The organism is Duncaniella sp. B8 (assembly GCF_005304985.1).
Lineage (GTDB): Bacteria > Bacteroidota > Bacteroidia > Bacteroidales > Muribaculaceae > Duncaniella > Duncaniella muris.
Map to the genome: position 1 here is coordinate 3,051,719 of NZ_CP040121.1, position 22,220 is coordinate 3,073,938.

The following is a 22,220-nucleotide window of genomic DNA, read 5'->3' on the forward strand; positions in this document are numbered from 1 at the left end:
GCGATGTAACAACGCACACTTTTTGCCGTCTAATAGTCAGAAATGACATTCATCAGAATTCACATCGTACAAAAAAACAGAGTAAGCACAAAAATTATAGTAAAGCAAATGAAATCAAGCAGCAAAATCATTATGCTCGCTGCCGCGACAGCGGTAGTCAGTTCGGCCATCACAGCCTATGCGATGAAACAGGTGCTTTTCCCCGCGGAGGAAGCGCAGAGTTTCAATGAACTTTTTGCAGGCTCTGCCCAGGCTCAGGGGCAGGTAACAAGAGTTTCTCAGCTTCCGGCCAACACATCCGACTTCACCAAGGCTGCCGAAAGCACCATCAACGGTGTTGTCTCTATAAAGAGCTATGCCACTCCGCGCGGCTATTCACGTCAGCAGCAGGGAGGCGGATTTTTCGATGATCCGTTTTTCGAATATTTCTTCGGCTCTCCAGGCGGGGGCCGTCGCAGCCAACCTCAGCAGGAGCAGCCTAAACAGCAGCCCCTCGGACTTGGATCTGGTGTGATCATCAGTTCTGACGGTTATATAGTCACTAATAATCATGTGATTGACGAGGCCGAGCGCCTGGAGGTTACTCTTAATGACAACCGCACATTCGATGCCACTGTTGTGGGTTCCGACCCGACTACAGACCTCGCTCTGATCAAGATCGACACCAAAGACCTGCCTGTGATCCCGATGGGCGACAGCGAGGCTCTCAAAGTAGGAGAGTGGGTGCTTGCCGTAGGTAATCCATTCGGCTTCACATCAACTGTCACAGCAGGCATTGTGTCAGCCAAAGGGCGCAGCATCGGTAGCGGAGGCCACGGACGGATGAACATCGAATCGTATATCCAGACAGATGCGGCTGTCAACTCCGGAAATTCAGGTGGTGCGCTTGTCAATCTTGCCGGAGAGCTCATAGGCATCAACACAGCGATCTATAGCCAGACCGGAAGCTATGCCGGCTATTCGTTTGCCATCCCGACCTCGATTGTCAAAAAAATTGTCAGTGACCTGAAGCAGTTCGGCACTGTGCAGCGTGCGGTTCTCGGAGTCTCGATCTCAGAACTCACCAATGAGATTGCAAAAGAGCATGGCATCACCGCTGTGACCAAGGGTGTCTATGTCGGAGAGATCAGTGACCGCAGTTCTGCCAAAGAAGCCGGTCTGCAGAAAAATGACGTTATCATAAGCATCAACGATATACCTACCGACAACGTGGCCCAGCTTCAGGAACAGGTAGCCAAATACCGTCCCGGCGACAAGATCAAGGTCACTTATGTCAGAGACAACAAGACCAACTCGGTCAACGTACAGCTCCGCAACCTGCAGGGCACAACTCAGGTGACCAAGGCGGCTGACATCATGGACCTCGGATGTGCCTTCAAGAAAGTTGATGAGTCCACACTTCGTCAGCTTGGTCTCAGCAACGGTGTGCAGGTGACCGGCCTCTCAAAAGGCCGCTTCCATGACGCCGGTGTCAAGGAGGGCTTCATCATCACCTCGATCAACAATTCTCGCATAAGCACTCCTGAAGATGCCGAGAAAATGTATAAGGCAATTATGAAAGGCAACGGCGATGAGAAGGTCATGATCCTGCGTGGTGTCTATCCCACCGGGAAGCGCGGCATCTATGCCGTCGACCTTTCAGGCACCGAATAAATTCTGGATAATAACACAGATATAGATTAAATAGAATACGGACAGATCCCGGATTCACAGAATGTGAATTTATGGATTTGTCCGTATTGTTTTTTGCCCCTGTCAGGACTTCATGGTGACCGACAGGAGCAGCCTCTTTAAAAGCGGAGATCAGAGAGCCGCGATGACTTCGATTTCAACGAGAACCTGCTTGGGAAGTTCGCGCACGGCTACAGCCGAGCGGGCAGGGAAAGGCTCGTTGAAATTCTGGGCGTAAACCTCGTTCATTTCTCCGAAAAGGCTCATGTCGGCAAGGAATACGGTTGTCTTTACGACATTGTCGATGCTTGCACCGGCGGCAGCAAGGATGGCCTTGACATTTGCGAGCGACTGGGCGGTCTGAGCCTTGATGCCTTCTGGCACGGTGCCGGTGGCAGGGTCAACGGGGATCTGGCCTGAGCAGAAGAGCAGGTTGCCTGCCTTGATTGCCTGGCTGTAAGGACCGATGGCTCCGGGAGCCGCGGTTGTTGCAATGACTTCTTTCATGATTGGTAGTTAAATTTTGTGGTTAATGAAATTTGATATGAGGGAGATGTTGATATTTCCTATTTTATATTGTTGACCTGTATGTCGGCCAGACGAATGTCACCGGCTTCATTTTCGATCTGAGCGGAGAGTTTATCAAGAATGCCGGTCAGCAATCTGAAGTTTTGATCGAATTCAGGAATGAAGTCCGATTCTCCATGATTGTCAAGGACCTCAAGCACATGGCCGAGAGTGTAATGCTCCGGGCTAGTGGCTGGTATGAGGGGCGGATCAGTTTCATCCGGACTCCCGTCAGCTACCGCGAGTCTTACAATCAGGTTACACTCAATAAGTTTGTTGACAACCAGACCAGAGAGTTTCGGAGGAATAAGGAATTGAGCCGATAGCTCCGAAATATTGTAAGGCTTTTCCTGTTTGCAGAAGCGTTTTAGAATCACAGAAAGCATGGCGATTGACACCTTGCGGTGATAACCGGAAGATATGGAATCGGTCTGTTTTTCGAAAGAAAACATGTTGATGTTCTGTGACGAGCAGCAGACGAGCGCTCCGGCCAGTGTGATCAGCCATGAAAGCTGCATCCATATCAGCATAAGGGGAAGGAAAGAAAAACTGCCGTAAATAGCATTGTACTTGGCCACATAGACTTGCCCGGTAACGAAAAGCCATTGTAGGATCTGGAATGCTGTTCCGGCGAGGACTCCTGCAATAAGAGCGTTTTGAAAACGGACTTTTGTGTTGGGGATCAACATGTAGGCACCGGCAAAAAACAGCCATGACAAAGCCACCGACGCAAGGTCGAGAAGATCGCCGAGGAATGGCGTGATGTCTGCAAACGGCAGGAGTTTCTGGATGGTGGTCGACATGAAAATCTGTAGGCCGCTTGAGCAGATCATCAATACCGGCAGTATGATGAAAATAGCAAGATAGTCAGTCACTTTGCGGGCAAGCGGGCGGTCTGCAGTAATCCCCCAGATATTATTGAATGATTCTTCAACACTGTCAAGCAGTGAAATCAAGGTCCATAGCAGGAAGACGATGCCGACACCGACAAAGATGCCTTCCGAAGCCTGTGCGAGACAGGAGTCAACGAAAGAGAAGGCCATTTCGAGAGCCTTGCGTTGTGACGGAAGGTACTGATAAACCTGATTTTGCAACAGATTTTGAAATCCGAAACCGCGTCCGATGGCAAAAAGCAGTGCGAGCGCCGGCACAATCGCAAGCAAAGTGCGATATGTCATCGCACAGGCTTTTGACTGCAGATCGGCACTCATGAACGTCCTGATTGTCAGATTCAGAGTCTTGACAATCCGGATTTTAAGCGTGTCGCGCTTGTCTTCCCATACGCCTTTCGAACAATACTCCCAGATGTCCAGAGCCTTGTTTTTCAGACGCTCGAAAAGCGATTGCGGCTTATTGCTGTCAGCGGATATGTCTTTCTTTTTCTTTGTGAATATCATCTTGTTTTCAATAATGTGTGTTTGTGCAGTATGATTAAGAGTCTGTCTGTTGCCGGGCAAAAGGATCTACAGACATAAGGTTGTGGAGCCAATTATTTTGTGCTGTCTTTCTCCACAAATGTGCGTGACGCCTGACTGCGGGCAATGTCAACTGTCCGGCTCAGGCGCTCTTTTTCAAGCGATGCCACTTTGAAGCGGCGTATAGTGGCTGCATAGTCATAAGCCAACGCTATCTCGCGAGCTTCTTTGGACGGGAGGGTCATTGAATATGAGGAGGCGCCGTTGAACGTGAGTTTTATATCGCGATCGGTATTCTCACTGATGAATTTTCCCACTGAATCGCACTCTACCCCCATGAAGGTGATGACCTCTGCTCCCATAGAGCGGTCGTTGCGTTCGCCGTCATGGCTGACTACAGATGTGCTTGCTTCGCGGCCGCCGGCGCTCACGGTGACGGAAGTGCTTTTCACACTCTTGGCTTTCAGAGAGGATATAAGATAGAAATTGCCCTCAGGACTCACGCGGCCCTGCAGACCGTTGGTGCCTATGAATCTGGCAGGATCAGCGCTTGATGCCACATAATATCCTTCAATCGGATTTTTTATGTACTTCATCTGGCGCTGTAGCGAATCACCCAGTGCGCCTAAAACTGCGGTGAGCGAGTCGGCCTCCTGGAGTTTCATCACGCTCAGCCCTTCAGTGGCTCTTGTGGCCAGATGTAGAGCTTCGCGACGCACATCGATTTCGCGCGGATAACGGCTCTTAAGCGTGTCGATAAGCGCCATGACTTTCGAATAGTCACGGGCTTCATAGGCAGATTGGGCCTCATCAAGGAGGGCGTTGGCCTTTTCTGTGTCGCCTGATCCTGAACATGATGCTGCGATTGACAGCAGCAGGCACATTGAAGTGAGTTTTATAGTGCGTCCTAACAGTCTGCGGTCAGTTACTGCGTTGTACATCTTTTATTCCTTTTATGGTTTTGATTTTTTTGATTATATTGTTAAGAGCGTCCGTGTCACTGATCCCTATGACAAGGAAGCCTGAGAAAATGCCGTCAGAGGAGTCGATCGAGATGTTGCGCAGAGTGACGTCCTTCTCCTTGTTTATTATAGAGGTGATATTTGTGACGATGGTGATGTCATCGTTGCCTACAATCTTGAGTGTGGCGGCGAAATGGCTGCCGACCTTGCCTGACCAGCGGGTGCGGATCACGCGGTAGGGATATTTGTAGCGTATATGTTCGGCATTCGGACAGTCGTTGCGGTGGATCTTTATGACCCCTTCGGCCGAGACGAATCCGAACACATCGTCGCCGAAAATCGGATTGCAGCAACGTGAGAGCTTGTAGTTGATCCCCTTGATGTTGTCACCGATGATCAGAATGTCGTCTGACGCCGATTCCTGGCGGTGATCGCCGTTGTCAAGAAGTTCGAACTCTTCAGCGCTACGGCGTTCGCTTTCAGCTTTGCGGTCGGCATTCTCGATGAGCTCATACTGTGTGATCACGTCATTCACATCGATGATTTCATCGGAAATCGCCTTGTAGAAATCGGTGACAGTTCGGTAGCCCATCTTCTTGATGGTGCGCATCAGATAGCCCTCTTCCAGTTCTATCTTGCGGTTTTTGCACCGGCGCTGCAGAAGTTCCTTGCCGAGTTCGGCCGAACGGTTGGCGCGCTCGTTGAGCGTCTGTTTGATCTTGTTGCGGGCCTTGGATGTCACCACAAAACTGAGCCAGTCCTGCTTGGGGATCTGTCCGGGAGCAGTGGTTATCTCCACGGTGTCGCCGGAATGGAGCTTGTAGTTCAGCTTGCGGTTGCGCCCGTTGACTTTGCCTCCTACGCAGGTGCAGCCAAGTTTGGAATGGATGTTGAACGCAAAGTCAAGCACTGTCGCACCGAGAGGCAGGCGGTAGAGGTCGCCCCTTGGAGTAAAGACGAAGACTTCTTTGTCATAGAGATCCATCTTGAAGTTTTTCATCAGTTCCATAGGACCGTCGGCAGTCTCAAGGATGTCTCGGATATTGTTCATCCATGAGTCGAGATCGCCTTCGCTCTTTATACCCTTGTATTTCCAATGGGCGGCAAGGCCCTTTTCAGCCACAAGGTCCATGCGCCGGGTGCGGATCTGAACTTCCACCCATTTGTTGTCAGGACCTTTGACCGTTGTATGGAGCGATTCATAGCCGTTGCTCTTCGGAATTGACAGCCAGTCTTTCATTCTGGCCGGATTCGGAGTGTACATGTCGGTGACGATCGAGTAAACATTCCAGCAGTCGGCCTTTTCCCGGTCAAGAGGCACGTCAAGAATGATTCTGATGGCAAAGAGGTCATATATGCCTGAAAGTTCCACCTGCTGTTTGCGCAACTTATTCCAGATGGAATAGATTGACTTGGTGCGTCCTTTGATCTCATATTTCAGACCTGTGGTGTCGAGTTTGGCTTTAAGCGGGGCTATGAAGTCGGCTATGTATGCGTCGCGGGCCACCTTGGTCTCGTTGAGCTCGGCCGCAATCTTGCTATAGGTCTCGCGGGCTGTATATTTCAGCGACATGTCTTCAAGATCGCTTTTGATCTTGTAGAGGCCGAGACGGTGGGCGAGCGGAGCATAGAGATAATTGGCCTCGAAAGCGGTGTCGGCCACAAATTTTTCATCAGGATGATGGTTGATGGTGCGCATGAGAATCAGGCGTTCCACAATCATTATGATGATAACTCGAATGTCTTCCGCGAATGTCATCAGCAGTCTTCGGAAGTTGTCGGTTTTCACCACACCCTGTTTGCCGTAGAGGGTTGAAACCTTTATCAGACCTCCGACCATATGCTCTACATCCTCACCCCATAGTTTGCGTATCTGATCCTGAGAGAAGGCATCTTCCATGCAGAGCCCGTAGGTCATCGTGGCGATGATCATGTTGCGGTCAGGCGACACCATCTGGCAGAGGGCTATCGCGGTGCGCATCGAGTGGAGCACCCGGTTGATCCCGTGGCGGTCAACCGGCGATTTCTCTCCCGAATAGGCTCTGGCCACGGCATCCTTGACCGTAGCGAAATCTTTAGGTGACGCCACTTCAGCCGCCTCGCGCAGAAGAGTTCTGGCGAGGGCTTTCAGCTCGGTGGTTTCAGCGGATGTAAATATCGGTTTTTCCATTGTGTAAGTGAGGTTGGAGGGGGGAGTTACGATGTCTCTGGCCTGAAAACAGCAGATGTGATCAGTCGCGGCGGTGAATGCAGGCTCCGATTGAATTGAGTCGCGTGTCGATTGCCTGGTAACCGCGGTCAATCTGGTCGATGTTGTCAATTCTTGAAACTCCGCGGGCGCTCATGGCGGCGATGAGCATTGCGATGCCGGCGCGGATGTCAGGCGAGTGCATTTTGTTAGCCCGCAGCGGAACCTTGTGGTCAAGTCCTATGACCACCGCTCTATGTGGGTCGCAGAGCATTATCTGCGCACCCATGTCAATCAGACGGTCAACGAAGAAGAGGCGGCTTTCAAACATCTTCTGATGTATCAGAACACTGCCGCGGCATTGTGTAGCGGTGACGAGCATGACTGAAAGGAGGTCCGGGGTGAGTCCGGGCCAGGGAGCATCTGCTATTGTCGGGATCGAGCCGTCGAGATTGGTCTCGATTTCGTATGATTCCTGTGAAGGGATAAAGATATCGTCGCCGCGGCGTTCAAGGTTGATTCCGAGGCGGCGGAATGAGTCGGGAATGATTCCGAGGTTGTCGTAGCTGACATCCTTGATGGTGAGTTCGCTGCGGGTGATAGCAGCCATGCCGATGAAACTGCCCACTTCGATCATGTCAGGCAGAATCGTGTGATCGGCTCCGGATAGCTTATCTACGCCGGTGATACTTAGAAGATTCGATCCGATACCATCTATCTTCACGCCCATTTTGACGAGCATTTTGCAAAGCTGCTGCACGTAAGGCTCGCAGGCCGCATTGTAGATAGTGGTTGTGCCCTTGGCAAGAGCGGCTGCCATTACGATGTTGGCGGTACCGGTGACAGACGCTTCGTCAAGAAGCATGTAGCAGCCTTTGAGACCTCCGACAGAAACCAGATAATAAGCCTGACGGTCCTCATTGTATGCTATCATGGCTCCAAGTTTCGACAAGCCGGTGATATGTGTGTCGACTCTGCGGCGGCCAATCTTGTCGCCTCCCGGTTTGGCGAAGTATGCCTGGCCGAGTCGGGCGAGCAGAGGTCCTACCACGAGAACTGAGCCGCGGAGTGAGGCACAGCGTGCCACGAAATCAGCGCTTGAAATATAATCCTCGTCAAGATCGTCAGCCTGAAAACGATATGTGTCCTCGCTAAGTCTGTCTACTTTCACTCTCATGGCTTTCAGGAGATTGATGAGATTGATTACATCGAGGATATTGGGCACGTTGTGGATGGTGACAGGCTCCGAGGTGAGCAGTGTGGCGCTGATTACCTCCAGAGCTTCGTTTTTGGCTCCTTGTGGCTTTATGGAGCCGCTGAGTCTGTGGCCTCCCTCTATTATATAGGTGCTCATAATTGTTATGCAGGTTTTAGTTGGTGAGACAGTTGAAAAGTGATGCTAAAATAAGAATGCCTGATCCTCTAAATATGTTCAACCTCAGGGGTCAGCTTTATGCCGAAGCGTTGTTTCACGGAGTCGATGATCCGTGTTTCAAGACTGATTACTTCTTCAGGACTTGCCTGCCGGTCTGGATTTACAATGACCAGCGGTTGCAGATGCCACACACCTGTGTTGCCGTCGCGGTAGCCTTTCCATCCGCAACGGTCTATCAGCCACGCGGCCGGAATCTTGTAGCCGTCGCTGACTTTATAGTGAGGTGGTTCTGCCGGTGCTTCCTTGGCGCGGATTTCGGCGAAAAGCTCTTCGCTTATCACCGGATTTTTGAAGAAACTTCCCGCGCTTGGAACTTTGACCGGATCGGGCAGCTTTGAATTGCGGATCTCGATAATGGCCTTGCGGATGTCTGACGGCGAAAGTGTTGATTCATCGAATCCTTCAAAGTGGCTTTTGAGAGCCGGATATGAAAGATCGGGGGCGGGAATGGGGGAGAGTCTGTAGTCTACGGCATGGATTATATAGCGCTTCTTGAAATCGGCCTGCTTGAAAACGGAATCACGGTAGGCATAGTGGCACTCATCGGTGGTGAATGTGACAAACTCTTCCTCTACTTCGTCATATGCATGTACAGCCACAATGCTGTCAGCTGCTTCGGCTCCATAGGCTCCGACATTCTGCACGGCCGAGGCTCCGACTTCGCCAGGGATGCCTGAGAGATTCTCGATTCCCCAGAGTCCGCGCCGGCAGGCCCATAGAATCAGTTCATCCATAGTTTCGCCTGCGCCCGCTCTGACTATCACTTCTTCTGCAGTTTCAGACAGTATCTCAATTCCCTTTATGGCGCTGTGGAGTATTATGCCGGGAAAATCACCGGTGAAAAGCAGGTTGCTGCCCGCTCCGATATGGAATTTCTCTACGCCTTTTCTGATCGATGATATGATGAACGGAATGTCATCAGCTTTGGTATATTCCATAAACTCACTGCATTTCACATTCATTGCGAACGTGTTGTGTGCAGTCAGATTGTAATTGTCAAGAGTTCTGATCATGTCGGATGAATTGTTTGTGACGTGAGCGCGACGGAGCCGATAGGACATCGGGCTGAATTCATCCACAAAAATAACAAAAATTTTTGCAGCAAGCTTCTTTGACAGCTAAAAATTCACTTCCTGAAAGCGGGAACGGCAGATTTGTGGTCCGGAAAGCTGATTGAAAAACGTGTCAGTCCGTCCTGACCGGTAGCGAGTGAGAATTTGCATGAGTGCTTGTGGAGCACTTCGCTGACAAAAAGCAAGCCTATGCCGTGGCCGTTGACCTTCGTGGAGAAGAAGGGACTGAAGAGTTTTTTTGCCGCTTCAGGGTCAATGCCAGGACCGTTGTCAGTGACGGTCAGAGTGGCCGGCGAAGCGGATGTGGCCACGGTTATCAGTCCGCTCGAACCGATACTCTCTGCCGAGTTTTTCACGATATTGATTATTACCTGTTCCATTAGCACCGTGTCGGTCATCACGGGTATTGGCTGTGCTTCAAGCCGGAACTCAATTTTTATGCCATGTCGTCCGCAGAGGCTTTCGAGCATCACACGCCAGCTTTCTATCAGACTGTTCAGATCAGTCGGCTTGAGGCTGGCTTCAGGGATTTTAACCACATCGGCAAAAGCGGTTATGAATTTGCTCATCGACTGGCAGCGGGCCTCGCATACGCTGACCACTTCGCTCAGATCTGCGTAATCATCGCTGCTCTCACTGAGCATAAGCCGTGCGGTCGACAGCATGGAATTGACTCCGGCCATCGAATTGTTGACTTCATGCGCTATGACCCTGATCACCTTTTCGTAGCTCTTTTTTTCGGCGATCATCACCTCTTCGGTCAGTTTCTCTATAAGAAGGAAGGGGTGGGGATAGCCTTGATCCATGAATGACAGACGCGAACAGCGATAGATCATCGAGTCGTTCAGCCGCTCGGTGACGGTCTGTCCCTGACTGAGGCCGGAGAGCACTGCCGCAAGCTGGGAATCGAGGCTATCTACAGTCAGACCCTCCAGGGCCGAACTGTCGGCAAAGCCGAGAAATGCAGCAGCGGCTTTATTGGCTGTCTTGATACGGTCGGCGTCTGACAGAATCAGAATTCCCATCGGGGAGACGTCTACAAGCAGATCAAGAAAATGGTTCTGCTCGCGCAGCCTGAGCCGTTCCTCTTTGAGCGCCACCATCATGCCGTTGAACATGTCGACTATCTTGTCAGCTTCATGCTGATTGACGTGAGAGAGACGGCTGCTGAAATCCTGTTCGCGCAGCAGGTCAATGCCGTTTGTGATGCTGCGGATCGGTTTCATCACACTGCGGTAGAACACAATCAGCAGTATGATGGCGAGCACACAGGCTGACTGGGTGATATACAGCTCTGTCCCGGCTTCGGATACAGACAGCAGCAGGGAGCTGACAAGTGATGCTCCGAGCAAAAGGATGATTATGATCAGTATCCAGCTTATTCTCATGGGTTTGTAGCGCGGGTTAATTGCCTTTTATTCCGTACTTTTCCATACGGCGGTAGAGTGACTGCCGTGTGATGCCCAGAAGAGCCGCGGCACGTGTCAGATTGCCGCCGGAGTGGGCTATGGCCTGTTCTACGCTTTCCCGTTCCTGCATCTCAAGGCTGGAACGCGTCGGACTGTCAGGCATCGGAATGGCTCCGTCATACTGACTGCGGAACTCCCTTTCGTCAAGATGGTCGCCGGGGCTGACAAGCAATGTGCGCTCTATGAAGTTTTTCAGTTCGCGGATGTTGCCCGGATAGGGGAGAGAGCAGAGAAACGCCATAGCCTCAGGAGTGATTTCGGGAATCGGCCGGCCTGTCTGCGCGCAGTGTTCACGCATGATGTGGTCGACCAGCAAAGGGATATCTTCAGTGCGGTCACGCAATGGCGGAAGCGTGACGGTGATAAGGTTAATTCGATAGAACAGGTCTTCGCGGAAAGTTTTTTTGCCTACCATTGCCGGCAGATTGGCGTTTGTGGCGCACACTACTCTGACATCGGTGTGGCGCTGACGGCTGTCACCGAGCATTTCATATGTGTGTTCCTGAAGCACCCGCAGGAGTTTCACCTGACAGTTGAGGTCAAGTTCACCGATCTCGTCAAGGAAGATGGTGCCGCCGTCAGCTATCGCAAAACGGCCCTCCCGGTCTGCTACAGCACCGGTGAATGCTCCCTTCTTGTGGCCGAACATCTCGCTTTCGAAAAGTGACGATGCTATGCCGCCAAGGTTGACCTTGACCATGCTTTTGCCTTTGCGCCGGCTGTTGCGGTGGATGGCTTCGGCTATCAGTTCCTTTCCTGTGCCGTTTTCACCCATGATGAGCACCGGGGCATCAGTCGCGGCAATGCGTTCCACTGTGTCAAGCACGTTCATCAGAGCCGGTGACCGGCCTATTATGAATGAACGGTCAAAGCGTCCGGCGGGTAAGGAAGTGTCTGTTTTCGGGCTGTTAAGTTCCAGCGCCACATTTATGCGCTGAAGCAGAGCCGAGTTGTCCCACGGCTTTGTGATGAAGTCAAAGGCCCCGGCATGGATTCCCTCTACAGCAAGCGGTATGCTGCCCCACGCGGTCATCAGTATCACCGGTGTGTCAGGCTGGAAGATCTTGATCTGTCTGAGCAGGGTTATGCCTTCCTCTCCGGTTGTGGCCCGTGAGAAGTTCATGTCAAGCATCACCAGTTCCGGAGTTTCGGCGCGTACGGTTTCCATAGCCTCTTTGGGCGAAGCGGCCAGAACGGTCTCGAATCCGTTGCGCGACAGCAACAGTTTCAGAGACAGGCGTACTGCGGGATCATCATCGACTATAAGAATCATGATTGCAAAATTACGATTTTTTTCAACGTCGGACAATAGCTTCTATGTCAGCGTCGATGCTTCGGTTGGCCGAGAAATCCCAGAGGGCCACGCTGCGGAGCTGATAATAATAGTTCCAGTAGAGATAGAGTTGGTTGATGTAGGCCTGGCGGCTTTCATCTTTGCTCACCTGCGAGTCGTTCAGGTCAAGAGTGGAAATTTTACCGATCATGAATGTCTCTACATTGGTGGCATAGCGCTGGCGGGCTATGGTGTCGGCTCTCAGAGAGATTTCGAGCTGGCGGCGCTGATTGTTGAAACGCTCCACGAGTATGAAGATATTCTGGTCGAACTCCATCTGCTCTTTGCGCAGACGGCTCTGCACCACTTCGCGGTTGCTTTCGCTGACTTTGACCTTGCCGCGGCGTTTGCCCCAGTCGAGAATGGGAATTTTGAACCCGACTTCAACCACCTGGTTGTCCTTGAGCCGGTCATATGCCTCGCCGAAGCGGTCAGACGTGCCGGTGTAGCCTATCTGGGCGTAGAGCATTATCTGGCGCTGGTCTCCTTTAGCCTTGGCCACTTGGTAGTCGGCTTCGAGCTGACGGCGGCGGATGTTCTGTGCGAAACTGTTGTTGGCATGTGCCTTTTCGAGTACATCGTCATAGGAGACAAGGGCCTGGGGAATTGTGTCGGGGACAATTGGGTCAAGCGTCACGTCATCCTCGATGTCAAGAAAGGCGCGGAGCTTGAACATGTTTGCCTTGTAGTCGCTTTCGCAGTCGGTGAGTGTCGAGCGGGCGTTGAGCAGGTTCAGTTCAAGTTGCAGAAGGTCGTTTTTGCTGATCTGGCCCATCTCGCGCTTGGCTTTTGCCACTTCATAAAGTTTTTGTGCGTTGGCCAGATTCTGCCGGGCAATGGAAATATTTTCTTTTGACAGCAGCAGGGAGAAATAATAGTTTATGGCCGTCATGGCCACGTTTTCAGTAGCGCTGATAAAAGCCGCTTTGGCTTCTGCATAGCGCACGGGCTCGATGCGGCGGTCCCATTTGATGGTGTTGACACCGAAAATAGGCTGGGAGAGTGTGAGTGCCACCGGAATTGACATGAAGCGGTTGTAACGTGTGCCGGTCAGCTGCTTGAGATAGTCTATCGAAGTGTTTAGCGACAGAGTACCTCCGGTAAGCCAGATGTTTTGGTCAACCGAGATCTCGCCGTTCATTTCCATATAGTTGTTGCGGACAAATGTGAACGAGCCGTCGTCGAGCTGATAGCTGCTGTAGCTTTTCCGATAGCCGGGAGCTGTGGCGCTGAAGTTGATTTCCGGCAGAAGTTCGGCGCGATAGGTGCGGTATGTCCAGTAGGCGGTACGCAATTCGTTGAGTGCGACAGCGGCGTCTACGCTGTGTGACCGCGCTGTCAGTATGGCTTCGTCGAGAGTTATGCGACGCACCTCCGCTGCCATGCCTGCCGGCCTCGCGGCGGCAAGCATGAAGAGGAAAACCAATAATCTTAATTGCTTCATATGAATAGTAATGGAGGTGTTCAGAATTGAGATATGTTTATTTTGTGGATTGTGGCGATAGTTTTTATTCTTCGCCAAGAGCTTTGGCGGGAGCGGTGTTCATTGCTCTGTTGGCCGGGATGACGGTTCCGAGGAAAATCATCAGAGCCATAAGTCCCCAGGCAATGAGCAGGCAGCTGATGAAGCGTACCGGCTCGAAGTAAGTGCCGTGGTAATAGGTGTTCAGCTCCATCCTGGTGAGTCCCCAGTCAATGGCTGCGGCGAAGGGGGTGACAAGAAGCAATATCAGTTCTCCTTCGCTTATGACTCGGCGGAAGATGTCGGAGCGTGTGGCTCCGTTGGCCTTGCGGATGGCTATTTCCGGTACACGTTGTTGTGTGCGGAACCAGAAGGTGCCTAACAGACCGAGAAAGATGTTGAGAGCGAGGAAGGCTGCGCCTATGAAATAGTTGCGCAGATCGGCATCATAGTCTCGCTGATGGATTTCACGGATATCATCGAATGACTGGACCGAAGAGATGAAATAGTTGCCTGAACGTAGCGTTGTAGGAGCGTCTTTCATCAGGTTCTCAATGAAGTCATGGTCCATATTGTCTCTGACGCGGACCACCAACTCATTCAGATAGATATAGTCATCGGGGCTGCAGGTAAATATCATCGAGTGGGCCATATCTTCGCTGTTATAGTCATCATAACGAGCCGGTATAAAGGCGGCGGCAAGGACCAGTGTGTCATTGGTGGCATGGCTTGTAAATTCGTGGCCAATGAAGTCTTTCATATGGTTGATGCCGTAGTGTGAAAAGGCATTGTCTGAGATCAGGAAGGAGCGCGGATTGTTTCTGAGAATTTCAGCAAGTTCTTCGGGGCTCTCCCCGTTGGCTCCCATGATGCGGAACACCTTGGTGAAGTCAGGCGATACGAGGCGGCGCAGGAAGTAGTAGTTGCCAGTGTTGAACGTGTCGGTCTCCATATGGTTTCCGCTGTTTGAATGGTTATAGAAATACGCATTTTGTCCCATTGCCACGTATTCGATTTCCGGACGTTTTTCCAGTAGTTCAAGCAGGCGGAGCAGATTGTCGCTGCGCTCGGCCTTGTTCAGCTTGCCGGCATAGTCAGGGCTTTTGTCGTTCAGCTCACGGTACCCTATAAGATAACAATGGTCCGTATTAAATCCGCGCGGCGAGGTGTAGATTGATATGTTGGTGAATATATAATCTGAGACGAACCACATCACCACGCTGACAATGAGCAGTTCGATGGCGAGCCACACATTGTTTTGCCATTCGTTGGCTGTCTGTCTGAATAATTTTCTTTTCATGATTTTATGTAGGAGTGGTGAATTAGCGTTTGCCTGTCAGGGCGCTGACGATGTTGATTCGTGATGCGTTTAGTGCCGGGAGTCCTGCGCTGAGCAGATTGAGCAGGAAGCAGAAGAGCATTGTCCAGCCGAAAGTCGACCAGTGGAACAGAATTCCGAGGCTGATGCCGGACGATTCAATGGACGTTCCGAAGCCGGGGGCGAAGACCGTCCCTCCGAAAATCAGTCCGAAGCCGAGACTCAGAAGCAGGCCAAGCATACCGGCGAAAAGCGTGATGATGAGATTTTCAAGAAAAATATCGGTCATGATTACGGAACGACGTGCTCCGAATGCCCTGCGTACCCCGATCTCTTCCGACCGGCGGCGCAGGCGGCTGTGGGTCATGCTGCTCAGATTGACTGCCGGGACAAGGAGCAGTATCAGGTAGGTGGTGATCCGCCGGCGGTAGACTCCTGACATGTCAGGGCTGACGCTGGCCCAGGGGGTGTTGGCGGTGACTTCCTGTGTGTAAGGTCTCTCACGGAGTATGAATTTCCACCCGTTGATCTTTGCCTCGTCGCCGAGTTCGGCAAAAAGTCTGTCATATTCCTTCCGGATGGCCGGGACGTCAGCTTCATCGCGTGGCAGGATTGTCACACTGAGGGGGCCCATGTAGTCACACCAGCTGAAGTCTGCCGTGCTGGTCGATGTGAACGGAATCCAGGCCTGTGCATATGAGGCGGTGGCAAGATTAGATACGTCTTTGACCACACCGGCCACACGGAAAGTGACATAATTGAGCTGAAATTCGCGTCCGGCCGCATCGCTTGTCTGGAACAGACGTCGTGCTGTTGATTCCGACAGGACAGCCACCGGCAGTCCGGCCTCGAAATCTTCCTGTGTGTAAGGCTTGCCTGATATAAAAGTAAAGTCCATTACTTTCCAGAATCCTGCGTCCGTTGACAGTTCTTCCGCACAGAACGGAGCCTGACTGGGCACGGAAAACAGGCCGGTGGAAGGGGTAACGGTATAAGCTGTCACAGCCTCAGGGATCTCCATCCGGTAAAACACTTGCTTGACCAGATTGAATCCCATGCCTCCGTTTGATGAGTTGTCAGTGCCCCATGATTCGTTTGTGATGGAGGCATATTTCTGTACCAGCCAGCGGTCGCGGTTGCTTTCCGGTGCGAACGGGGCGGTCTTGACTTCCTCGATCATGACCACAACCATGATCAGGAAGATGGCGAGAGCCGTACCTGCAAGGCTTACGGCGCTGACAACCGGCTCTTGCTTTATGGATGACCAAGCCTGTCTGAAATAATTTATTTTCATTGGATGTTGTTTTCTTTGTTATCGCTTACTGTTACTGCACCTGACGGCCGTCGAAGAAACGGATGATGCGGTCTGTCTGACGGGCCTGCTGTTCGTTGTGGGTCACCATCATGATAGTGCGTCCGTCTTCCTTGTTAAGACTGTGGAGCAGATCCATTACCTCGGCTCCCATTTTTGAGTCGAGGTTGCCGGTCGGTTCGTCGGCAAGGATGATTTCAGGGTTTCCGACAATGGCGCGGGCTATTGCCACTCGTTGACACTGACCGCCGGAGAGCTGCGAGGGCATGTGGCGCAGACGGTGGCTGAGGCCTACACGTTCAAGCACTTCGCGCACATGGCGCTGACGCTCTGACGCGCTCATTGAGCGATAGATGAGCGGCAGTTCCACATTGTCGAGTACATTGAGCGAGTTAATCAGGTGGAAACTCTGGAAGACAAAGCCGAGTTTTGAATTGCGGAAGGCTGCGAGTTTGCTGTCTGACATTTTGCCGATTGTGGTATTGTCGATGATGACAGAGCCGCTTGTCGGTTCATCAAGCAGACCGACGATATTGAGCAGAGTCGATTTGCCACAGCCGGAGGGACCCATTACGCTGACAAATTCACCTTTTTCAATCGTGAGGTTCACATTTTCGAGTGCGAGGGTTTCGATTTCGTCTGTACGGTAGATCTTATTGATTTCTTTGAGTTCGATTGCGTTCATGATGTTATTGGGTATTGTTTGTGGGAGGTTACTGTTATGATTAATATAGTGTCTGATATCCGTTATTCTTCTCGTAGCGCTTCGATAGGGCTGATGCGGCTGATGCGCCGGGCCGGAAAATAGATACCGGCCATGACGGCTATGAGCATGATGACATAGATGACCAGCGAGACGATGGCGAAATGCGTCAGGAAATCATCATACCACAGAGGCATCAGCTGCTTGACTATTGTTATGTCATAGCCCATGAAACTGATGTCGGCCAGTCCGGAGTCATGAATGAAAAACCAGTACAGAATGCAGCCGCAGAGCCACGCCAGGGTGACCATTGCAAATCCTTCGCCGAGCATTTCGCGGATGATGAAGCCGCGCGAAGCTCCGAACGAGCGCATCACTCCGGCTTCCTCGCTGCGCTTGCGTGTCTGGAGATAGAATGTGCCGGTCATGCAGAGCAGTATGTTGACAAAGAAGAACAGAGCTATTGATTTGGCGATGAAATTGTCGTTGTTGACATCGCGGGCCATTCGTTCGCGCATATCGTTGTAGGGGGCAAGTGATTCGCAATAGATTTCGCCGAAGCGGTAGTCCTGTTCGATTTTCGGTTTCATGTCGCGGATGAACGCGCTCATGTCTACGCCTTCTTTCAGTCTGATCACTCCGCTGAGGGTTTCTACGCCTCCTTCGCGCTCCACATCTTTGTTGTTCCGTGGCTTGTAGACAATTGGGGAACGTCCGCTTGGTGAGCGATATACGGCATCATTGACGATTCCTACAATCATTTCACGTCCGTCTTTCTGTTCTTCGCCGTTCTTTTCGAAAAGAGAGTGGCCGATGGCACTTTCCCCAGGGAAGAGGAATTCAGCTATAGATTTCGAGACTATTATCTGGCTTTTGGTCATTGCTTGCTCCTCGAAGTCTGCCAGATTGGTCCCGGAGACATCTTTCAGACCGAATGTCTTGAAAAAATCCGTGTCGCGCCAGAAGTTTATATAAAAGGCGTTGATAGAAACTTTGTTTTTCTCGCCGGCGCTGTCGGAGGTCACTTTCGGGATGGTGTTCATCCACACACCCATTTTTTCAAAAGTATATTGACCTGTGATAGTTGCCGCTTCCACACGGCTGTCATCACGGACCATGTCAATGATGCGGATGACGTCGGCCATCTTACTGTCGATGTCGCGCTCTTCATAGCCGGAGGGCATGGCATCTGACGGGAGCTCTCTAAACTGAAACGTGACAAGCCGGTCTATGTCGTAGCCGAGCGGTGAGAGTCGGTTGTATTCGTTGACAATCACTTTGTCAAGCAGCTTCCAGGAAATGAACACCGCTATGCAGAGTTCAAGCATTATCCAGAAATAGCGCCGGCGGTGGGCAATGAGGTTTCTATATATAAGTTTTAACATGACGGAGATTATCGTTTTGAATTAAGGGAGTTGACTATCGGTCTGCGCAGTGACAGACGGGCCGGAATATAGGCAGAGAGGAGATTGAGCATGAGGCAGAAGAGAAGGGCTCCGATAAAAATTGCGGGGGCGAAAAGCATTTCGGCACTGATGTCTATCGGTGCGTCGATCATCTCCCATGAGCTGACAAGCAGCTGGAGCAGCTGACGGCGGCCTATGAGCACTATGCCCCAGGCTATCAAGAAGCCTATGAGACCACCGGTAAGGGTCAGCACGAAGTTTTCAAACATCACCTGGCGTATCAGATTGCCGCGGGTGGCTCCGAATGAGCGGCGGAGTCCGGTTTCAGCCAGGCGACGGTCCATCTGACCGCCGATCATGCCGCTGATGTTGATGGCAGGGACAATCAGCAGAACGAGGAGCATGATTATGAGTGATCTGACTGCATTTTCCAAGGGGATCGGCTCGGTCTCATTCCCTTCGAACAGCCCTTCATAGTGAGTCTTGATTTTGGCGCTGTTGATTTTGAATCCATCGGCATCTGCCGTCCGGCTGATCTTGTCATTGTACTCAGCCATAAAACGTTCGCGCTGTCTGCTGTCGCTGAATTTGATATAGGCGCAGAAGCTGCCGAGATAGTCTTTCAAAGATCCGTTATATCCGGACATTGACATTGGAGTTATGGTATAGGGCCTTATGATGTCCGCATAGGAGGTGTTGGCCACCGGGTTACCGCGACGGATCACTCCTACAACCTTGTGTGGACGGTAGTCGATGAGGATTTCACTCCCGACGGCATTTTCCGGGCTGCCGAAAACTCTCTCGGCGATCGTGTTGGTGATCACAACGAAAAAGGGTTTCTCGCTTTCAACCTCTATTTCACTGAACGGGCGTCCCGCAAGGAATTCATAGTCATAGAGCCTGAAAAAATTCCTGTCGGTCAGTTTTGAAACGGCTTTGATTGTGCCGTTTGGGGTAGAGATCGTTGCACCTTCATTTCTTGTTGGAGCTATGATACTGCAAAATTCGATGTTTTCGGAGTTGGCGATAAATTCGTCAATGAATTTTTTGCTTATAAGACTCCCTTGTGTGCTGGAGGTGCTGTCATTTCGTATCTGGATGTAGGCAGCGTAGCTTGTGGTGTCACGGTGGTATTCAGGATAAAGCGGGGCGATATTTACGTAGTAGATAATGGCATAGACCATCGTGAAAGCCACTGCGAATGCCACGCCGCCGATGTAGAGAGCCGTGAATCCCGGATTGGCCCGCGATTCGCGCCATAATTGTCTGAGTGATGAACGGATCTGCATGTCTGGTGGGGGATGTATATTGAAAAGGTTAAAATTTTTATTTCACTTTGACAGACGTGGCGTTGATGAAGCGTTTCATGTCGCTGACAACCACACGGTCACCGTCATTGAGGCCGTCAACCACTTCTACAAATTCGAAATTACTGTCGCCGAGGCGCACTGAGCGGCGTTCAAGTTTGTCATCGCCGTTGAAAACGAACAGTTCATATGAGCCCGGACCGGTGTAGAAGCTTCCGTTTTTGATGCGGCGGACATCTTCCATCACGTTACACATTATATATACGTCGGTTTTCAATCCTGAACGCAGGCGGCTGTCGGCATCATCGTCAAGGCGGACCGAGAAGGAGATTACGCCGTTGCGCGAGAGGGGAGTGACGTTGCTGACGGTCCCGTTCATGCGCTCGCTGCGGCCGATGCGCACCACGGCTTTGGAACCTACGCGGATGCGGTCGCCATAGGCATCGGCTATCTCTCCGTCAACCTTGAAATGGCTTAGGTCCGAAATGATGGCTATTTTTTCGCCTTCGGAGACCTTCTGTCCTATCTGGTCGTTGATGAATGTGAGAGTTGCTTTGCGCGGAGCCTTGATCTGCGCGTCATCGAGGGTGCGGCTCATCTCGCCGAGATTCTTGCGGGCTATGTTGATATCGAGGTTCTTGACGCTCAGCCCGGCGGCGGTAACTTTGCGCTCGTTGGCAAGCTGCTGGCGCATCTGTTCGAGTTCGAGTTTTCCGGTATTGAAGGCGAGTTCTGCCTGGCGTACGCGGTCGCCTGTGCCTGAGCCGAGGCTGTCGAGATAACGTTCGTTGCGCAGTTCGGCTTCGAGGCGGTTGACGGTCATTTCTTTTACTTTGACCTGCATGGCAAGGTCGCTGACACGGGTGTTGTTGTTGACCTTCTGCTGCTCAAGCTCGTAGTTCTTCATCTGTATCTGATCTTTGAGCTTGTTGAGTTCGGTCTCGGTGCTCTGCAGGTCGAGCCTCAGTAGGGGAGTGCCGATGTCTACACTGTCGCCGGCTTTGCAGTAGACCTCGATGATACGGCTGTTGATAGGCGAGTTTATGATCTCTTCGAAGGCCGGGACAATGCTTCCGCTTCCGGTTACTGATGTCTCGATGGTGCCGCTGTCCACTGTAGTTATCAGCAGATCCTCACGGTCTACGCTCTGGCGGCTGGCTATCAGCAGCGTGATCAGTCCGGCTGTAAACGCGGTTCCACCTATTATATAAGGCAGGTATTTGCGGCGCCGTGCGCTGTTGCGTTCTTTTGGGGTAAGTTCTCTATCCATTTGTGATGTCTGGGGTTATTTTCTGCAATACAATATTGCATTAATCGTGCCAAACTCACAAATGGTTGAAAATCAAGCGTAAGATTATTTCATCGGTGTCCGATTTCGGACATTTTCGTCCGTTGTACGCTCCCTGTCCGTACATCCGGGCCGGATGACGTATTCCTCATAGTAGGCAAGAAGCAGAGTGGTAAGAGGAAGGGCTATGATCATGCCTATCAGGCCCAGCAGTGTGCCCCATACCGATAGTGACAGCAGGATTATGGCAGGGTTCAGTCCCATTGCCTTGCCCATGATCTTTGGAGTCAGTATGTAGTCACAGGAGCACTGGCTTATGGCATAGACCAGCAGGCATTTTCCGAATTCGGTCCAGAAACCGGCTTCGCCGTTCATGGAGACTATCATGCAGACGAAGGCTACCGGAATGATGGTGATATACTGGAAATAGGGTATCATGTAGAGCACTCCCACAAGCAGTCCGAGCACAATGGCCATCGGTATGCCGACAATCGAGAAGCCGACACAATAGAACACTGCCGCACATAACGCCAGCAGGGCCTGTCCGCGGAAATAGCGGTTCATGCTGTTCTTGATGTCATTGCCTATCCGGATGGCTATCGGGCGGTATTTAGGAGGAACGAGCAGACCGAAACCGCGCATGATATGCTGATAGTCGAGTAGGATGAAAATCACATATATGAAAGCCAGAAACCATTCGAGCGTGTGGATCACAAAGCCGACTGATGCCGATATCACTGACGTACCTTTGCTGAGTATTGATTCAAGATGCTGGCCTTCAAGCAGCCTGACCATCGTGTCGTCATCGAAATAGGCAGTCAGATAGTCGTGAATTTCTTTGGGGATGAAGGGTAGCGACCTGTTGTGAGCCGAATAGTCGCGTATTATCGCAGCCATGTCATGGATTTCTTTCAGCACAGACGGCAGGAAGAAATAGATCAGGCCTCCGATAACAAGTGTCACTTCTGTCAAGGTGAAAAAAATAGCTGCAATGCGCCAGTGGAGATGCAGTTTTTTCAAATTGAATTCAACCAGAGGCTCAAGTATGTAGGAAATCAGGCAGGCCAGGAAAAATGGCAGAAGCACGTTGCTCAGTCGATTGACAAGCCAGTATACGCCTGTTACGAACGCGAGGCCTATCAGAATGCGGATGACTCTGTCAAATGTGAATGGGCGGGACTGTGACATGACAAAACCTGAATTGAAACGTGTCCTGAAAATAGTGTATATCTTAATAAAGGCTTACTCAGGCAAAAAGTTTTTTGTACCTTTGCAGAATATTGGTAAAATTAATGCCTGAAAAACTGATCT

The 22,220-nt window shown here is 51.3% G+C and carries 17 protein-coding genes; 1 reads left to right on the top strand and 16 read right to left on the bottom strand.

What is annotated here, in order from left to right; all coding sequences use genetic code 11:
- Positions 1-108: 108 nt before the first annotated feature.
- A complete protein-coding gene (locus FDZ78_RS13140; protein WP_107031868.1) occupies positions 109-1,653 on the top strand; it encodes a Do family serine endopeptidase in 1,545 nt (514 codons plus the stop codon).
- A gap of 150 nt (positions 1,654-1,803) precedes the next feature.
- Here FDZ78_RS13140 and FDZ78_RS13145 read toward each other — a convergent pair whose 3' ends face one another.
- From FDZ78_RS13145 to FDZ78_RS13220, 16 genes are all read right to left on the bottom strand, one after another.
- The gene (locus tag FDZ78_RS13145; RefSeq protein ID WP_107031869.1) at positions 1,804-2,178 is read right to left on the bottom strand and encodes a RidA family protein; all 375 of its coding nucleotides are present in this window, start codon (positions 2,176-2,178) and stop codon (positions 1,804-1,806) included.
- A gap of 59 nt (positions 2,179-2,237) precedes the next feature.
- On the bottom strand, positions 2,238-3,635 hold the full coding sequence (locus FDZ78_RS13150) for a YihY/virulence factor BrkB family protein (protein ID WP_136408738.1): 1,398 nt from the start codon (positions 3,633-3,635) through the stop codon (positions 2,238-2,240).
- A gap of 92 nt (positions 3,636-3,727) precedes the next feature.
- On the bottom strand, positions 3,728-4,594 hold the full coding sequence (locus FDZ78_RS13155) for a hypothetical protein (RefSeq protein WP_107031871.1): 867 nt from the start codon (positions 4,592-4,594) through the stop codon (positions 3,728-3,730).
- Complete coding sequence (locus tag FDZ78_RS13160) at positions 4,575-6,785, bottom strand: bifunctional (p)ppGpp synthetase/guanosine-3',5'-bis(diphosphate) 3'-pyrophosphohydrolase (RefSeq protein WP_136408739.1); 2,211 nt, start codon at positions 6,783-6,785, stop codon at positions 4,575-4,577. Before FDZ78_RS13160 ends, FDZ78_RS13155 begins: the two co-directional genes overlap by 20 nt.
- Before the next feature lie 61 nt (positions 6,786-6,846).
- On the bottom strand, positions 6,847-8,157 hold the full coding sequence (murA, locus tag FDZ78_RS13165; protein WP_107031873.1) for a UDP-N-acetylglucosamine 1-carboxyvinyltransferase: 1,311 nt from the start codon (positions 8,155-8,157) through the stop codon (positions 6,847-6,849).
- 68 nt (positions 8,158-8,225) lie between these two features.
- On the bottom strand, positions 8,226-9,251 hold the full coding sequence (murB, locus tag FDZ78_RS13170) for a UDP-N-acetylmuramate dehydrogenase (protein ID WP_168182081.1): 1,026 nt from the start codon (positions 9,249-9,251) through the stop codon (positions 8,226-8,228).
- 113 nt (positions 9,252-9,364) lie between these two features.
- On the bottom strand, positions 9,365-10,699 hold the full coding sequence (locus tag FDZ78_RS13175; protein WP_136408741.1) for a PAS domain-containing sensor histidine kinase: 1,335 nt from the start codon (positions 10,697-10,699) through the stop codon (positions 9,365-9,367).
- Positions 10,700-10,715: 16 nt separating this feature from the next.
- Entirely contained in the window at positions 10,716-12,053 is a 1,338-nt protein-coding gene (locus FDZ78_RS13180; RefSeq protein ID WP_136408742.1) for a sigma-54 dependent transcriptional regulator, read from the bottom strand.
- Between the two features lie 22 nt (positions 12,054-12,075).
- Complete coding sequence (locus FDZ78_RS13185) at positions 12,076-13,524, bottom strand: TolC family protein (protein ID WP_370291908.1); 1,449 nt, start codon at positions 13,522-13,524, stop codon at positions 12,076-12,078.
- A gap of 97 nt (positions 13,525-13,621) precedes the next feature.
- Complete coding sequence (locus FDZ78_RS13190; protein WP_136408744.1) at positions 13,622-14,875, bottom strand: ABC transporter permease; 1,254 nt, start codon at positions 14,873-14,875, stop codon at positions 13,622-13,624.
- Between the two features lie 22 nt (positions 14,876-14,897).
- Positions 14,898-16,187 carry an ABC transporter permease gene (locus tag FDZ78_RS13195; RefSeq protein ID WP_136408745.1) on the bottom strand — a complete coding sequence of 430 codons (1,290 nt, stop codon included), beginning with the start codon at positions 16,185-16,187 and terminating at the stop codon, positions 14,898-14,900.
- 31 nt (positions 16,188-16,218) lie between these two features.
- Positions 16,219-16,890, bottom strand: coding sequence for an ABC transporter ATP-binding protein (locus FDZ78_RS13200; protein ID WP_136408746.1), 672 nt, complete (start codon positions 16,888-16,890; stop codon positions 16,219-16,221).
- Positions 16,891-16,952: 62 nt separating this feature from the next.
- Positions 16,953-18,293 (bottom strand): ABC transporter permease, encoded by a 1,341-nt coding sequence (locus tag FDZ78_RS13205; protein WP_136408747.1) that lies wholly within the window; start codon positions 18,291-18,293, stop codon positions 16,953-16,955.
- 8 nt (positions 18,294-18,301) lie between these two features.
- Positions 18,302-19,603: an ABC transporter permease gene (locus FDZ78_RS13210; RefSeq protein WP_136408748.1), complete on the bottom strand. Its 1,302-nt coding sequence runs from the start codon at positions 19,601-19,603 to the stop codon at positions 18,302-18,304.
- A 37-nt stretch (positions 19,604-19,640) separates the two neighbouring features.
- Positions 19,641-20,891, bottom strand: a complete 1,251-nt coding sequence (locus FDZ78_RS13215) for an efflux RND transporter periplasmic adaptor subunit (protein WP_136408749.1) — start codon at positions 20,889-20,891, stop codon at positions 19,641-19,643.
- A gap of 84 nt (positions 20,892-20,975) precedes the next feature.
- On the bottom strand, positions 20,976-22,097 hold the full coding sequence (locus FDZ78_RS13220) for an AI-2E family transporter (protein ID WP_136408750.1): 1,122 nt from the start codon (positions 22,095-22,097) through the stop codon (positions 20,976-20,978).
- Between the last annotated feature and the right edge of the window lie 123 nt (positions 22,098-22,220).

Excerpts from the sequence above, each read along its gene's own strand:
- FDZ78_RS13140 (WP_107031868.1), top strand. The coding sequence starts at position 109 with ATGAAATCAAGCAGCAAAATCATTATGCTCGCTGCCGCGACAGCGGTA.
- FDZ78_RS13145 (WP_107031869.1), bottom strand. The coding sequence starts at position 2,178 with ATGAAAGAAGTCATTGCAACAACCGCGGCTCCCGGAGCCATCGGTCCT.
- FDZ78_RS13150 (WP_136408738.1), bottom strand. The coding sequence starts at position 3,635 with ATGATATTCACAAAGAAAAAGAAAGACATATCCGCTGACAGCAATAAG.
- FDZ78_RS13155 (WP_107031871.1), bottom strand. The coding sequence starts at position 4,594 with ATGTACAACGCAGTAACTGACCGCAGACTGTTAGGACGCACTATAAAA.
- FDZ78_RS13160 (WP_136408739.1), bottom strand. The coding sequence starts at position 6,785 with ATGGAAAAACCGATATTTACATCCGCTGAAACCACCGAGCTGAAAGCC.
- murA (WP_107031873.1), bottom strand. The coding sequence starts at position 8,157 with ATGAGCACCTATATAATAGAGGGAGGCCACAGACTCAGCGGCTCCATA.
- murB (WP_168182081.1), bottom strand. The coding sequence starts at position 9,251 with ATGATCAGAACTCTTGACAATTACAATCTGACTGCACACAACACGTTC.
- FDZ78_RS13175 (WP_136408741.1), bottom strand. The coding sequence starts at position 10,699 with ATGAGAATAAGCTGGATACTGATCATAATCATCCTTTTGCTCGGAGCA.
- FDZ78_RS13180 (WP_136408742.1), bottom strand. The coding sequence starts at position 12,053 with ATGATTCTTATAGTCGATGATGATCCCGCAGTACGCCTGTCTCTGAAA.
- FDZ78_RS13185 (WP_370291908.1), bottom strand. The coding sequence starts at position 13,524 with ATGCTTGCCGCCGCGAGGCCGGCAGGCATGGCAGCGGAGGTGCGTCGC.
- FDZ78_RS13190 (WP_136408744.1), bottom strand. The coding sequence starts at position 14,875 with ATGAAAAGAAAATTATTCAGACAGACAGCCAACGAATGGCAAAACAAT.
- FDZ78_RS13195 (WP_136408745.1), bottom strand. The coding sequence starts at position 16,187 with ATGAAAATAAATTATTTCAGACAGGCTTGGTCATCCATAAAGCAAGAG.
- FDZ78_RS13200 (WP_136408746.1), bottom strand. The coding sequence starts at position 16,890 with ATGAACGCAATCGAACTCAAAGAAATCAATAAGATCTACCGTACAGAC.
- FDZ78_RS13205 (WP_136408747.1), bottom strand. The coding sequence starts at position 18,293 with ATGTTAAAACTTATATATAGAAACCTCATTGCCCACCGCCGGCGCTAT.
- FDZ78_RS13210 (WP_136408748.1), bottom strand. The coding sequence starts at position 19,603 with ATGCAGATCCGTTCATCACTCAGACAATTATGGCGCGAATCGCGGGCC.
- FDZ78_RS13215 (WP_136408749.1), bottom strand. The coding sequence starts at position 20,891 with ATGGATAGAGAACTTACCCCAAAAGAACGCAACAGCGCACGGCGCCGC.
- FDZ78_RS13220 (WP_136408750.1), bottom strand. The coding sequence starts at position 22,097 with ATGTCACAGTCCCGCCCATTCACATTTGACAGAGTCATCCGCATTCTG.